This is a genomic window from Virgibacillus carmonensis (assembly GCF_057836705.1).
Genome location: NZ_JBYQFJ010000012.1, coordinates 24,621 through 38,335, shown reverse-complemented (window position 1 = coordinate 38,335; position 13,715 = coordinate 24,621). Strand labels below are relative to the sequence as shown.

Annotated in this window: 12 protein-coding genes; 10 read left to right on the top strand and 2 right to left on the bottom strand. The window is 39.1% G+C overall.

What is annotated here, in order from left to right; translation table 11 throughout:
* Positions 1–140 precede the first annotated feature (140 nt).
* The 6 genes from AC3G7N_RS11305 (at position 141) to AC3G7N_RS11280 (ending at position 4,723) form a co-directional block, all read left to right on the top strand.
* Positions 141–1,169, top strand: a complete 1,029-nt coding sequence (locus AC3G7N_RS11305) for an ABC transporter substrate-binding protein (protein WP_489422257.1) — start codon at positions 141–143, stop codon at positions 1,167–1,169.
* A 212-nt stretch (positions 1,170–1,381) separates the two neighbouring features.
* A complete protein-coding gene (locus AC3G7N_RS11300) occupies positions 1,382–2,395 on the top strand; it encodes a FecCD family ABC transporter permease (protein WP_489422256.1) in 1,014 nt (337 codons plus the stop codon).
* A complete protein-coding gene (locus AC3G7N_RS11295) occupies positions 2,392–3,429 on the top strand; it encodes a FecCD family ABC transporter permease (protein ID WP_489422255.1) in 1,038 nt (345 codons plus the stop codon). Before AC3G7N_RS11300 ends, AC3G7N_RS11295 begins: the two co-directional genes overlap by 4 nt.
* 13 nt (positions 3,430–3,442) lie before the next feature.
* A complete protein-coding gene (locus tag AC3G7N_RS11290) occupies positions 3,443–4,153 on the top strand; it encodes an IucA/IucC family C-terminal-domain containing protein (RefSeq protein WP_489422254.1) in 711 nt (236 codons plus the stop codon).
* Between the two features lie 150 nt (positions 4,154–4,303).
* Positions 4,304–4,435, top strand: a complete 132-nt coding sequence (locus tag AC3G7N_RS11285) for a hypothetical protein (RefSeq protein WP_489422253.1) — start codon at positions 4,304–4,306, stop codon at positions 4,433–4,435.
* A gap of 15 nt (positions 4,436–4,450) precedes the next feature.
* Positions 4,451–4,723: a hypothetical protein gene (locus tag AC3G7N_RS11280; protein WP_489422252.1), complete on the top strand. Its 273-nt coding sequence runs from the start codon at positions 4,451–4,453 to the stop codon at positions 4,721–4,723.
* A 140-nt stretch (positions 4,724–4,863) separates the two neighbouring features.
* Here AC3G7N_RS11280 and AC3G7N_RS11275 read toward each other — a convergent pair whose 3' ends face one another.
* Both AC3G7N_RS11275 and AC3G7N_RS11270 read right to left on the bottom strand, forming a co-directional pair.
* Positions 4,864–6,108: a site-2 protease family protein gene (locus AC3G7N_RS11275; RefSeq protein WP_489422251.1), complete on the bottom strand. Its 1,245-nt coding sequence runs from the start codon at positions 6,106–6,108 to the stop codon at positions 4,864–4,866.
* Positions 6,109–6,199: 91 nt separating this feature from the next.
* The gene (locus AC3G7N_RS11270) at positions 6,200–6,886 is read right to left on the bottom strand and encodes an RraA family protein (RefSeq protein WP_489422250.1); all 687 of its coding nucleotides are present in this window, start codon (positions 6,884–6,886) and stop codon (positions 6,200–6,202) included.
* A gap of 247 nt (positions 6,887–7,133) precedes the next feature.
* Here AC3G7N_RS11270 and AC3G7N_RS11265 point away from each other — a divergent pair, with 247 nt between their 5' ends.
* From AC3G7N_RS11265 to AC3G7N_RS11250, 4 genes are all read left to right on the top strand, one after another.
* On the top strand, positions 7,134–8,000 hold the full coding sequence (locus AC3G7N_RS11265) for a fumarylacetoacetate hydrolase family protein (RefSeq protein WP_489422249.1): 867 nt from the start codon (positions 7,134–7,136) through the stop codon (positions 7,998–8,000).
* 241 nt (positions 8,001–8,241) lie between these two features.
* Positions 8,242–9,798, top strand: a complete 1,557-nt coding sequence (locus AC3G7N_RS11260; RefSeq protein WP_489422248.1) for a Na+/H+ antiporter NhaC family protein — start codon at positions 8,242–8,244, stop codon at positions 9,796–9,798.
* 108 nt (positions 9,799–9,906) lie between these two features.
* A complete protein-coding gene (locus tag AC3G7N_RS11255) occupies positions 9,907–10,605 on the top strand; it encodes a FadR/GntR family transcriptional regulator (protein ID WP_489422247.1) in 699 nt (232 codons plus the stop codon).
* Positions 10,606–10,926: 321 nt separating this feature from the next.
* Positions 10,927–13,626 (top strand): pullulanase, encoded by a 2,700-nt coding sequence (locus AC3G7N_RS11250; RefSeq protein WP_489422311.1) that lies wholly within the window; start codon positions 10,927–10,929, stop codon positions 13,624–13,626.
* The last annotated feature ends 89 nt before the right edge of the window (positions 13,627–13,715 follow it).

Below are 13,715 nucleotides of genomic sequence, written 5' to 3'. Positions count from 1 at the left end.
GGTTAAAATTCGGTTAGCGTACAAAATGAAAACGTAACAGTACTCCATTTAGCTATTGATTTCAGAGGTGTATTAGTATATAATTCATAAATGATAATGATTATCGTTATCAAATTAAATTTTCACAGTGGAGGTATTGTATGTCTAGAGTTACGTTTTCAGCAGGAAAGAAATATACATATTATTTTCTCGCAATCATTGCATCTTTTGTTCTTATTTTGGCGGGATGCGGGAATCAGAAAACGGAAGAGCAATCTGGTGATAGCGAGGGAACGGAGCAAGGTTCGGAATCAGATAACGTTCGTGAAATAAAACATGCGATGGGTACAACAACAGTTAAAGGAACACCAAAACGGGTTGTTACCTTATACCAAGGGGCAACTGATGTTGCAATTGCCTTAGGGGTTACGCCAGTAGGGGTTGTTGACTCATGGGTTGAACAACCAATGTATAAATATCTAAGGGATGACTTGGAAGGTGTTCAGCATGTTGGTTTAGAAACGCAGCCAAATCTGGAGGAAATTTCAAAGCTTAAACCGGATTTGATTATTGCTTCTAAAATTCGTCATGAAAAGGTTTATGAAAAATTGTCTAAAATTGCACCAACCGTTGTACACGAGACAGTTTTTGATTTTAAAGGGACGGCTGAATTGATGGGAAAAGCAATGAACAAAGAGGGAAAAGCAGACCAGCTTCGTTCTGATTGGGATAAACGAGTAGCAGATTTTAAAGAAAAAATCCCTGCTAAATTGGGCGATAAATGGCCGATAGAAGTATCGGTTCTTAACTTCAGAGCAGATCATGCGCGTATTTATATAACTGGTTTCGCTGGAGGCATATTAAAAGAACTTGGGTTTGTACGACCGGAATCACAACAAAAAGAAGCGGAAAAAGGTAATGTGGTACTCAAATTAACAAGTAAGGAAAGTATTCCATCCATGAATGCGGATGTATTCTTTATTTTTAATTCTGATGATACTAGTGCTGAAGCAATAGAAAAGAATTATCAAGAATGGACGAATCACCCGTTATGGAAAAATCTAGATGCTGTTAAAAATGATCGTGCCTATATGGTCGATGATGTTGCATGGAATATGGGCGGCGGTTATATTGCTGCCAACAATATGTTAGATCAGATCTATAAGCATTTTGGTTTAGAAAAAGAGTAAACAACAAAAAGGGTTTCAATTCCCTTTTTTCTTAGACAAGGAGTATAAGTTTTGGCGTTTATCTGTCTAGCTCCAGCGCCTAGCCCCTCGAGGTTTTAAGTCAAATCTCTTTGTGATAAAAACCATCACTAAGAGATTCGTCTTAAACTTGTCGGGGCTGACCAAGGCACTTGCGCTTTTCTTAACATATAAAATACTGAAAGTGTGAGAGAATGACACATTTATTTTCAAATACATCACTTAAAATCGTTGGTTTTGTAATTGGTGTTTTTATTTTTACTTTTTCTTTTATCGCCAGTATTGTGTTGGGACAGACACCGACCTCGATTGGGACTGCAATCGAGGCTTTTGTCCATTTTGATGAATCTTCAACGGAACATATCGTTATTACTACTACACGAATTTCAAGAGCTGTCATCGCTACAGTAATAGGAACAGCTCTTGCAATTGCTGGTGCACTCATGCAGGCGTTAACAAGAAACCCACTAGCATCCCCAGGTATTTTCGGAGTTAATTCCGGTGCTCTATTTTTTGTTGTATTTGCATCCGTTTTTCTTTCCGTTCAATCCATGACTCATTTTATGTGGTTTGCGTTTTTAGGGGCAGGGGTTGCAGCTATAATGGTTTTTATTCTAGGTTCGATGGGGAGAAATGGTTTAACTCCAATAAAAATTGTACTAGCAGGAGCTGCCATCACAGCTTTTTTTAGTTCGTTTACGCAAGGATTGTTAGTACTGAATGAACAAAGTCTGGAAGGGATCTTATTTTGGCTTGCCGGATCCGTATCAGGGAGAAGCATGGATATGCTTATGCCGATACTGCCGTACATGATAGGTGCAGGTATCGTATCATTGTTTTTGGGTTATCCAATAAATATTTTGATATCTGGCGAAGAAGTGGCAAAGGGTTTGGGTCAGCGAATCGTATGGCTTAAAGTTGTAATGGGAATTGTAATCGTTATATTAGCAGGCGGTTCTGTAGCTGTTGGTGGATCCATTGGCTTTATTGGTTTAATCGTTCCCCATATTGTTCGCTCTCTTGTGGGTTTCGATTATCGGTGGGTAATCCCTTATTGTGCACTATTTGGTTCGAGCTTGTTATTGCTCGCTGATGTAGCGGCAAGGTTTGTCATTATGCCTGAAGAAATGCCGATTGGTGTCATGACTGCTTTAATGGGCGTACCATTCTTTATTTATATTGCACGCAGGGGGTTTGACAAAGAATGAAGAAATATATTGCTGTACGAAACCGGTCTGGCTCGATTTCTTTTTTGATTGAAAAAAAATCCCTTATGGTATCTTTCGTATTAGTTTGTCTATTATTTATTGTATTTATTATGGGGCTATCCATTGGGAGTTCGATAATCAACCCAGCAGAAGTTGTTCAACATTTACTCGGGATTGGAAATGGGGAGCACGCCTTTGTAATTGACACGCTTAGGCTTCCAAGATTGCTGCTCTCTTTACTGGTCGGCATTGCATTAGGTGTTTCAGGTCTCATTTTACAAGGAATCATCCGGAACCCGTTAGCTTCCCCCGATATAATTGGGATAACCGGTGGAGCTTCAGTTGCTGCCGTGGCTTTTATTACCTTCTTTTCAGCAATCAGTATTAAGTGGCTTCCATTTGCCGCCATCTTAGGTGCTGGAATAGTTTCTTTGATCATTTACCTTCTAGCATGGAAAAAAGGTGTTACACCGATTCGAATTGTACTTATTGGTATTGGGATTGAAGCAGGAATGGGGGCACTTGTGACCATGATGATTGTTTTAAATCCCACCTACTCCACAAGTAAAGCGTATATCTGGTTAACAGGAAGTGTTTATGGAGCAAGTTGGGATAATGTGTTGTCGATGCTGCCATGGGTTCTAATTTTTGTTCCACTTTGCCTATTTTTCACCCGGTCAGTAAATGTACAGGAACTGGGAGATCAAGTGGCTACAGGCTTGGGGTCGAGGGTTCAGTTAAATCGATTTGCTTTGCTTTTTGTAAGTGTTGCCTTGGCAGGATCTGCTGTAGCATTTGCTGGTGGAATTGGATTTATAGGATTAATTGCACCTCATATTGCCAAGAAACTTGTTGGACAGTCATTTGGCAGTTTAGTACCAGTGTCAGCGCTAGTAGGTGGCATAATCGTTATTTTGGCAGATGTTGTTGCCAGAACAGCCTTTTTACCTCTAGATCTCCCTGCAGGTGTTTTTGTCTCTGGTATAGGTGCTCCATTTTTCATTTATTTATTATACAGAAATCGCAATATGTGATGGGGTGTTGAAAATGATAAATCAATTGAAAACCTTTGATATACATATAGATTCCAACTTTTCTGAGGGGATTGCGATAACCGATTTATTGAATAGAGAAAAATGTATATCCTATTTACAGGAACAAATGAATGAGATAAAAGCACCGAATGTATCAGTAACGGCGTCAATGCTTGCTAAACGATATGCTTTTTTAGCTGTGTCATCAACTTTATTTACGATGATTAAATTCAACAGCGTTCTGCATTTGCCAGTCGAAGCCTGCACATTAAGTAATGACCGTAAATTGTATATTAAAGCAGAAATGTGTGAATGGCATGAAGTAAAGAATACCGCAAGAAATCAATGGAATAAAGATGTGTTGCGTGGTCTTTTCTCTTCCCATATTACACCAGTTTTAGACGTTCTGAAGATATCGTCCCGTGTTCCATCTACAATACTTTGGGAGAATGTAGCTGTTCGAATTAATTCCATCTACAGGAAAATGCTGGCCAAGGAACTGAATCAGGTTCAAATTAAACGGTTACACAATGATTTTAATTTCTTGAAAAATGCACCTGGTGATGTGTTTGAGTTAAGGGAAAATCCTATAAGGCCATATTTGAAAATAGGGGAAGAACTGCAATTACATCCTGGTCGGAAAACATGCTGCTTATATTGTAAATTAGAAGAAGATGCTGAAGGGATAGGATATTGTAATAATTGTCCGATTAAACTGAAATAAGGATTAGCAGCCATTCTTTTACTAACGCCTAAAAGTTCGAAATAAAAGCAACAGCCTCTTTTATGCTCATGGTTGCTGTAAAAATAAATCACACATATGCAGTGTTTAACCTATACTAATATAAAACGCATATACATTGAGGTGATTGTAATGAGCGATGGGTTACAACATGACGTCCTTTTGATAGTTATAACTATTGTATTTATAAGCTTTGTTTTGGGATCAGGCAGTGACCAAGAAGGTAACGGTGAGGGAAATGGTTTTCCAGAAGTCATAATTTAATGGGCGGTGAAACGCATGAATAGCAACCAGAGAGATAATCAAAATCATTCTGACGATTCATTGGATGAATTATTTAAAAACTATAACCTTTCTTCTCAACAAATTGCTGTGATTACCGCACTTTTATTAAATGTGTTAAAAGTAGATTCAATCTTAATCGATAGAGAACAGGAAATAATAATATCGCTTACTGGTTCGCTAAAGAGAAAGAGCAAATTGGATAAAATGCTTGACGAAATGAGCGAAATGCCTGTCAAAGATCTTTGGAGTGCATTAAAAAAGAGATAACCATTTATTCTTATAAAATACGATTTCCTCAAAGTTAGAAACTAGAAGTTGCTGGATACATGGTTTGAATTCGTTTGAAATTTTAATTCGATACTATCTGAAAAAATGCGTATCTACAATTAGTAGATACGCATTTCTGCTTATAATAACGGATTTGACTCTAATATATTCATCGCGTAAACAAGGATTGCAGCAAGTAATATAGCTAATAATAAATAAAGGATTAGCGATTTAACTTTTGTCCGTATGGAAGTTTGATAATAGGTTTTAATCCGGTTTATTTCTTTTCTAATCGCCAAAAGTCTATTTTCATTTTTATTGTAAATCTTTGCTGTAATTGAATCAAAATGAACATCAACATCTACTTCTAATGTATCTTCCCTAATATTCATTTCATTTAAAATACTGCTCAATACTTCTTTCTCTGCTTTATTTTTTTTGATTTCTAAGCGTTTCTTTTCTTGTAAAATCGGAAGGTTGAAGCCTGAGTTATCTAGTAGGTAACGATTGATCGACTCTTTTCGTTCTTTTATTTTGACAAATAAGGAAGCAAAATGATTTGCCGTGAGATGACGTTCGGGATGATTACTGTCATTTGACCCGCCTGAATAATTCTGGATAAAAGATTGAAAGTCTTTATTTATTTCTGTTAAAACATTTCCCTCATGCTTCATGATTGCTATGTCTGCATGCTTTTTGAATTGTTTCCACCAAGTTACTAGACCAAAAATAACTATTAAAATTAGTATCGGGTCTGGCGAGATAAAAAGAATCGGAATCAAAATTAATAGCCCGACTAACCATATGTTCGGGGACAAAACACTAACTATCCGTCCACCATCAAGTGGAGATACAGGAAATAGGTTAAATAAGTTAATAAGGGCACCTAGTTGAATAACTAGAACCCAATAGGGATCACCTGTTATCGCATATAGAGCAATTGCTGGTACTATCGAGAATAAGCCAGCTAAAGGACCGCCATAGGCTACAAAAAATTCTGTTTTAGCATTATCTATTTTTTTAGGATCAATTCCAATTGCTGCCCCTAAAAATGGAATGAGAATAGCGGGACTGGTTGGGATTTTTTTCATTTTAGCTGCAACAAGGTGCCCCATTTCGTGAATGAATATCAAGTAAACGAGTGCGATAGCAAATTTCCACCCGTAAAATACAGCATATGCCCATAGCGATATAAACATCGAAGCTAAAGTGGCAAACTTTCCTAATTTTAGTATGACTAACAGCCATTTGGCTTTGGTTAGTAAAAAGACGCCAATTACAGCGAGCCATCCCCAATAACTTTTCGTTGTTTTTTGTTTAGCAGTTGTTACCATCAAATACTCTCCAATCAATTGTTTCGTTAACCAATACAATAATTTTAACACAAAACTATCCATCTTCTAGTCAGGTAACGCTACTAGTTGATTTTTTTAGCTTCAAAGTAAAAGGTAGGGAAGGGGAAATGTAGTACGATCTTTAATCTAGATCTACAAATTCACATCCTTTTTCCTTTAGAACGTCATCTACCCAACTTCGATCAATTTTTCCCTCATCAATCGATTGCAGGATCTTTTGTTCTTGATTTTGTTGTGTTTGTCCAAGCCTAAGAATTTCTTCAGCATACTCAGCAGGAACGACGGCTAATCCATCTTCGTCTCCAACAACAATGTCACCAGCATTAACTAACATTCCACCTATTGAGACTGGTACGTTAATTTCACCTGGCCCGTCTTTGTATGGACCACGATGGGTTACACCTCTTGCATATACAGGAAATGTGTCCTTACTAAATGCACGTGTATCCCTTATCGCACCATCAATTATAAATCCAGTGATCCCTTTTTGTTTCGCCAAAGACATCATGATTTCACCAACGATGGCATTTGTCATTTCCCCACCCGCATCTACAACAATTACGTCTCCCGGCATGGAAAGGTCGATGGCTTTATGCACCATTAGGTTGTCCCCTGGTCGTGTTTTTACTGTTATCGCAGTTCCCACCAGTTTTCCTTCTTTGTGATAAGGACGCAGGTCAGCGTGACCCGCGTTTAATCGATTCAGATTGTCACTGATATGGGGAGTGGGAATACTCCGAAATTTTTCAACAATACTTTTATCTGGGCGAGTATGTACTGGTAAAATTCTAAATCCCAGGTTAATCAAATTATCAGTTCTCCTTTACAAATATAGGATATTTTAGGGTTATGTATATGCTTATTTCATTTCATTATTCTATTTAGACAATCCATGAATAGTATTGTGGTAAGACCATACAACATCGTGACAAGATGATCAGTAAAAAATATATTAATTGAAATGGAGGTGGAATGTGTAAAAATAACCTCTGCTTCTGAAGTTTCGGTGTACAAGAAGGTTTGATTTAAAATAATTTCCAGGAAGGTGGATACAAATGAAACTTATTTCCTTTAATTCTTCTGATGGTGTGAGATTAGGCGTTAAAACAGAAAAAGGCATAGTTGATGTTCGCGCATCTGCAGCAAAGGCAGGATTACCTGCCCCCGATTCGATTGGGAAGGTCATTGCAGCAGGATCACGAGGATTGGATCAACTTCATCAAGTACTTTCAGAGGCTAATGAAACGATTGAAGAATCTAGCGTTCAGTATGCCCCAGCGGTGCAACAGCCGAGCAAGATTCTATGTTCTGGAGCGAACTATCGTGCACATGTTGCAGAGGCCAAGCTACCTGTTCCAGAAGATCCGATCTATTTTCCAAAGTTCTGTAATAGTCTCGCGGCCCATAATGAGGATATCGTGCCGCCCGTAGTTACCGAACAGGTAGATTACGAAGTGGAATTGGTCGTTGTTATCGGCAAACAAGCGAGTAATGTGACGCAAGCGGAAGCACTGGACTATGTGTTTGGGTACGCTACAGGGAACGATTTATCTGCGCGTGACCTTCAATTCCGAAACAGTCAGTGGATGTTTGGTAAAGCGATTGATAAATTTGCACCACTCGGCCCGTATCTTGTTACAGCTGACGAAGTACCGAATCCGCAAGACTTGGATTTGAAATGTTGGGTAAATGGGGAGTTACGTCAGAACTCGAATACGAGTAAAATGATTTTCCCTGTTGCTGAACTGATTAGTGATTTGTCGCAAATCATGACATTAGAACCTGGAGATGTAATTTTTACGGGGACCCCAGAGGGTGTCATTGTCGGAATGGAACAAAAAAATTGGCTCCAGGAAGGCGATGAAATTGTTTGTGAGGTAGGGGGGTTAGGTCGATTAGTTAATCGCCTTGCTGTACGTTAACAAAACTTATCCATTTTCGGATCATTCGTGTAACGCTATACCGTTTTAGAGAACTTTGCTGACCTGGTAAAAAGCACCGTTCTCGGATGATCCTTAATGTGGCAGTTTTAAAAAAATGCAAGCGCTTTCAAATTGAAAAAAGTCGTACATTGAGAAATAAACTTCTGTAACTAGTGCTGGCATTGTTTTCACAGGAAGACATGCAAGTTGAACTATCTATAGAATAATAGGAGGTTTATCAATGGAAGGTACAATTTTTTCACTTATACCGCCGGTGCTGACAATTGCGTTGATTATAATAACAAAAAGGCTATTCTTATCATTAGGTGTAGGCATTCTTTTAGGAGCACTACTGTATAATCAATGGAATATTTTTGATAGTGTAGGTAATATTTTTGACCTGATGACTGCCGTAATTCTCGGGGACGGTAAAGTCTTGCTCTTTGTTATATTAATTGGGATTTTATCATCCTTACTTTATCTTTCAGGTGGCATTTATGCTTTCTCGGAGTGGGGAGTAAAAAAAGCAAAAACGAGGGTGCAGTCCCAGATGGCAACCATGTTACTTGGTTTCTTCACCTGGTTTGATGATGCGTTTAGTTGCTTATTTCGCGGAACCGTAATGAGATCCCTGACAGACAAGCACCGTGTTTCACATTCAAAGCTTTCTTATTTGGTTCACTCGACATCAGCGCCAATCGCTCTGTTGATACCAGTTTCAGCACTTGCAGCCTTTATTACTTCTATCATTGGTGGGGTTTTAACTTCTAATGGAATTACCGAATATCAAGCACTTGAAGCATTCTTATTAACCATTCCAGCAAACTATTATACGATCACCACTGTCGTACTCGTGTTCATTGTTGCATATTTTGGCATTAATGTCGGTCAGATGCGCAGAGATGAAAAACGTGCAATAGAAGAAGGCGTATTGGTTGATACCTCCAGAGGAAAAATACCCGGAGAAAATGACAGTGAGTTACCGACAAGAGATGATGGCAAGATGATTGATTTACTGTTGCCAGTGTTTACGCTCATTACAGTAACTGTTATTTTTTCCATATGGATCGGTATCTCTAGCACGGAAGGAACAGTAACAGGAATGGATCTCCTTAAAAATACAGATATTATTTTAGCTCTTGTTTATGGTGGACTGCTAGCCAATATTGTTTCGATAACAAGATTAGTTATGAAAAAAACATCAGGAAATCATTTAACTTCTTCTATACTGGCTGGTATTAAAACAACTTTACCAAGTGTGACGATACTATTTTTAGCACTAGTAACAGCCCAAATCATTTCTTTACTAGGGGTAGGAGAATATTTAGCTTCTTTGATTGAAGGCAATATGGCAATTGCATGGTTGCCAGTTATCTTCTTTATTGTAGCGGCGTTTATGTCTTACTCAATGGGAAGTACACTCGGAACGGCTGGTTTAATGATACCAATAGGTGCTGAAATTGTTGCAGCAATAGACATTTCCTTCTTAATACCAGTTATTGGTGCAATCTTAGCTGGAACTGTTTTTGGTGAACATAGCTCGCCATTATCTGACACAACGATACTCGCCTCTATCGGAAGTTCCGTACATCCTGTAGATCATATGATGACACAGCTTCCATATGCACTGCTATCCAGCATTTCTTCGATAGCGGGTTTCATTGTTCTCGGATTCACGGAAAATGTATTAATTGGACTTGTTGTAGCACTACTCACAGTTGGAATTGGAGCCTATATTATGAAGAGGCGGCCAGATAAAACGGATACCTTATCTGAAGCAGAGGGAATTGCTAAATAAGCAAAATTACACGTTATACTCTTCCTTTTCCCCTCCCATCTTCCTATGGAGGGGAAAATTTGTTAGTTTACCATATTCTAATAATCTTATAGGAAAAGGTGAAAATGAATGATAGAACCTGTTAAACGCTTAAATGTTACCGATAGTATCGTGAATCAGATCAAAGGACTAATCTTACAAGGCGAGTTAAAAAAAGGTGACAAACTCCCTCCAGAAAGAAAACTCATGAACATGTTTGGGGTAGGGCGAACTTCTTTGCGGGAAGCTTTAAAGGTTCTGGAGTCTCAGGGTTTACTTGAAAAGTCGCAAAAAGGAACAGCGGTATCGGGTAACCATCATAAATTCTTTACTGATTCCTTAATGTTTCAACTCTATTTTTCTTCAGCGGAATGGGAAGACATTTTTGAAACCCGGAGATTCATTGAAAGAGAATTAACGTATTTAGCAACTAATAAAGCAACGCAGGAAGACTTCGCTACAATGGGGGAAACAATTGAACACATGAAATTAGCGATTGACGTAAATGATCAGGAAGCATATGTATCTGCAAATATAAAGTTCCATGAGACAATAGCCCAATCCTCCAAAAACCTTGTTATGTATCATCTATATAAATCAATTGATAATTTAATTGAACATGCTCAAGAACAAGCAGCGACTGTTCCGGGAATAATGAATGACTCACTGAATTTTCACAAGGAAATCCTTCATGCGATGAAACAAGGACATGCTGAAAAAGCAAGTACCCTCATGGTTGAACACATTAACAATGTTTATGGATATTTACAAAAAAAACAAACTGATTAACAGATAATCGAAAGAAGCAGTTGTATAGAGTAATAAGAGGCTGGATTTGTAAGTCAAAATGATTAGGTAAATAGAACCCTTTTAAAAAATTATCTAGTAAGACAATTCGAATATACTTAATTGTGTTACATTTATAGAAGAACAGATGAAAGCGTTTTATTTAAAGTGCTTTCTATTTTTTTGAACACTTTGATTAAACGTTTAATCATATAAAGGAGGTTTTGTGAAGCAGAGTTGTTTTTCAGGTTTTAATTATAAGGAGGAGAAAATTTGAACAAAATAATACGTTTTACCGCTACAGGCACCAGTCTGGTCATCCTTATGTTTATGAGTATTTTTCCTCCCCTGTCGTTTCCAGGGGGATTAACGAGCCAAGCGGAAGAAGTGACCGATTCAACAATTCCTGATGGTCATGTAAGAGTTCATTACAAACGTCTTGATGGAGAGTACAAAGGGTGGGGGTTGCACCTCTGGAATCAGGATGAACAAAGCCCTGCTATTGACTTTGTAGTTGATTGGTCAGACCCTGTAACGTTTGACCAGAAGTCCGAATGGGGTGTTTACGTGGATATTCCGGTAGTGGATATCGAAAATGGGCTCAACTTTATCGTCCATAAAGGGGATATCAAGGATACACCGGAAGACAGAGGTTTTCCAAGTTCCGGCGAAAGAGAATTCTGGTTGGTCCAAGGGCAGGAAGATGTGTACGTAGAACAACCAGATATCGTTACGGAAATAACGCATGCTGAAATTGTCAGTGATCATCAAATCAACGTCCGGATGAGCCATGTGAAGAAGGATTTGACGACAGAAGACTTCACAGTCAAGAAATCCGGTGGAGAGCGTGTCCCTGTTAAAAAGATGAAGGGCGATGGTCAAGTCGTTGAACTTACCACTTCGGAGGCGCTCGATCTAACGAAAGCATATTCGGTAGTATATAACGGCAAGGAAACACCAGCTCAACTAGCCTGGGAATTGATGGACAAGACCTTCGCTTATGATGGGGACGATCTTGGAGCGACATTGAATAAGGATGGATCAGCTACATTGAAGTTGTGGTCACCTACCGCGACAGAGCTTTCTGTCATTCTCTATGATAAAAACGATCAGTATGAAGTAGTAAAAAAGGATATTCCTATGACAAAAGGGAAACAAGGCGTGTGGAAAGTCACGCTTGATGCACAAAATACAGATGTTCAACAGTTGAAGGGATATTTCTATCAGTATCAAATCAAGGCTTACGGTGAGACAAATATAGCACTTGATCCGTATGCCAAATCCATGGCCTATTCAAGCGATGATGATGCGGATACCGTAGGCAAAGCGGCAATTGTCGATCCTTCCTCTATCGGTCCGAAGCTTGATTATGCCAAAATTAAAGGCTTCAAAAAGAGAGAGGATGCCGTAATTTGGGAGGCACACGTGAGAGATATTACCTCTGATCCGAAGATTGGACCAGAGCTTGAATCCCAATTCGGAACTTTCCAGGCTTTTGGTGAAAAACTCGATTATGTGAAGGAACTTGGCGTTACCCATATTCAGTTGATGCCTGTCATGAAATACTATTTCGGAAATGAGCTCAACAATGATGTTCGGGAGCTTAAGTATTCTTCTCAAGACAATAATTATAACTGGGGTTACGATCCACACAGTTATTTTTCATTAACAGGAATGTATTCTGAACGACCACAAGATCCAGAAGCCCGTATCGCAGAATTTAAACAATTGATCAAAGAAATCCATAAACGGAAATTGGGTGTCATCCTGGATGTCGTCTATAATCATACGGCGAAAGTCAGTGTACTTGAGGATCTTGTCCCAGGGTATTATCACTTCATGGATGAAGAAGGCAATACGAAAACCGGTTACGGTGGCGGAAAAGTAGGGACAACACACGATATGTCTAGAAAACTGATGGTTGATTCAGTCAAGTATTGGGTCGATGAATTCAAAGTCGACGGTTTCCGTTTTGATTTGATGGGAGACCTCGATGCGCAAAGTGTGCAGAAAGCTTATGATGAAGCTAAAGAGCTCAATCCGGATATTTTGATACTCGGGGAAGGCTGGCGGACGTTTGTCGGAGATGGGAGTGCAGAAAACGAAGTAACTCCTGCCGACCAAGACTGGATGAACGAGACGAACGGAGCTGCTGTCTTTTCCGATGAAATCAGAAATGAATTGAAATCGGGCTTCGGCAGTGAAGGTGAGCCAAGATTCATCACAGGTGGTGCCAGAGATATCAGCAAGATTTTCAATAATATTAAGGCCCAGCCAAGTAATGTGACGGAAGATGACCCGGGTGACATCGTTCAATATATCGCAGCCCATGATAATTTGCCATTGCATGATGTAATTGCTCAGTCGATTAAGAAAGATCCAGCTGATCATGAAAAAGAAATTCAACAGCGGATCCGACTGGGGAATTCCATGATTCTGACAAGTCAAGGAATCTCTTTCCTTCATGCGGGACAAGAGTATGGAAGAACGAAGCAATGGAAAGCGGATGGTGTGCCAAAAGCGAAATTTACGTATATGGTGGATGAGAATGGGGAACCGTTCGAACATCCTTATTTCATCCATGACTCATATGATTCTTCCGATGCAATCAACATGTTCGAATGGGACAAAGTGACCGAGGAAGGGATTCATAAAGAAACGATGGAGTATACGAAAGGGTTGATTGCGTTAAGAAAATCGACCAATGCGTTTCGTCTAGGAACACAAGAACTGGTGAATGCCAATGTAAGTCTGATTGGATCACCAGAAATTCAAGCTTCTGACCTTGTCATCGGCTATAAGAATGTATCCACGGATAAGACAGGCACCTATTATGTATTCGTCAATGCTGATAGTGAGCAGCGGACATTATCCCTGGAGGAGAATCTAACGAAAGAGAAAGTTCTAGTAGATGATGATGAATCAGGAACGAAGAAAGTAAAAGTTCCTTCAGGTTTCGAATTGGGGAAAGACAGTATTACCATTGAACCATTAACTACCGTGGTGATCAAAGTGAAGAACTAGACATGTACAGGACACCCCTCTGAAATCCAGAAGGGGTGTTTTTATTGGCTAATGAATTTGAAATTGGCCCCGAACATTCTCCATGTATG

Bases quoted from the DNA above. Each gene is read 5' to 3' on its own strand.
- AC3G7N_RS11305 (WP_489422257.1), top strand. From the start codon at position 141: ATGTCTAGAGTTACGTTTTCAGCAGGAAAGAAATATACATATTATTTT.
- AC3G7N_RS11300 (WP_489422256.1), top strand. From the start codon at position 1,382: ATGACACATTTATTTTCAAATACATCACTTAAAATCGTTGGTTTTGTA.
- AC3G7N_RS11295 (WP_489422255.1), top strand. From the start codon at position 2,392: ATGAAGAAATATATTGCTGTACGAAACCGGTCTGGCTCGATTTCTTTT.
- AC3G7N_RS11290 (WP_489422254.1), top strand. From the start codon at position 3,443: ATGATAAATCAATTGAAAACCTTTGATATACATATAGATTCCAACTTT.
- AC3G7N_RS11285 (WP_489422253.1), top strand. From the start codon at position 4,304: ATGAGCGATGGGTTACAACATGACGTCCTTTTGATAGTTATAACTATT.
- AC3G7N_RS11280 (WP_489422252.1), top strand. From the start codon at position 4,451: ATGAATAGCAACCAGAGAGATAATCAAAATCATTCTGACGATTCATTG.
- AC3G7N_RS11265 (WP_489422249.1), top strand. From the start codon at position 7,134: ATGAAACTTATTTCCTTTAATTCTTCTGATGGTGTGAGATTAGGCGTT.
- AC3G7N_RS11260 (WP_489422248.1), top strand. From the start codon at position 8,242: ATGGAAGGTACAATTTTTTCACTTATACCGCCGGTGCTGACAATTGCG.
- AC3G7N_RS11255 (WP_489422247.1), top strand. From the start codon at position 9,907: ATGATAGAACCTGTTAAACGCTTAAATGTTACCGATAGTATCGTGAAT.
- AC3G7N_RS11250 (WP_489422311.1), top strand. From the start codon at position 10,927: ATGTTTATGAGTATTTTTCCTCCCCTGTCGTTTCCAGGGGGATTAACG.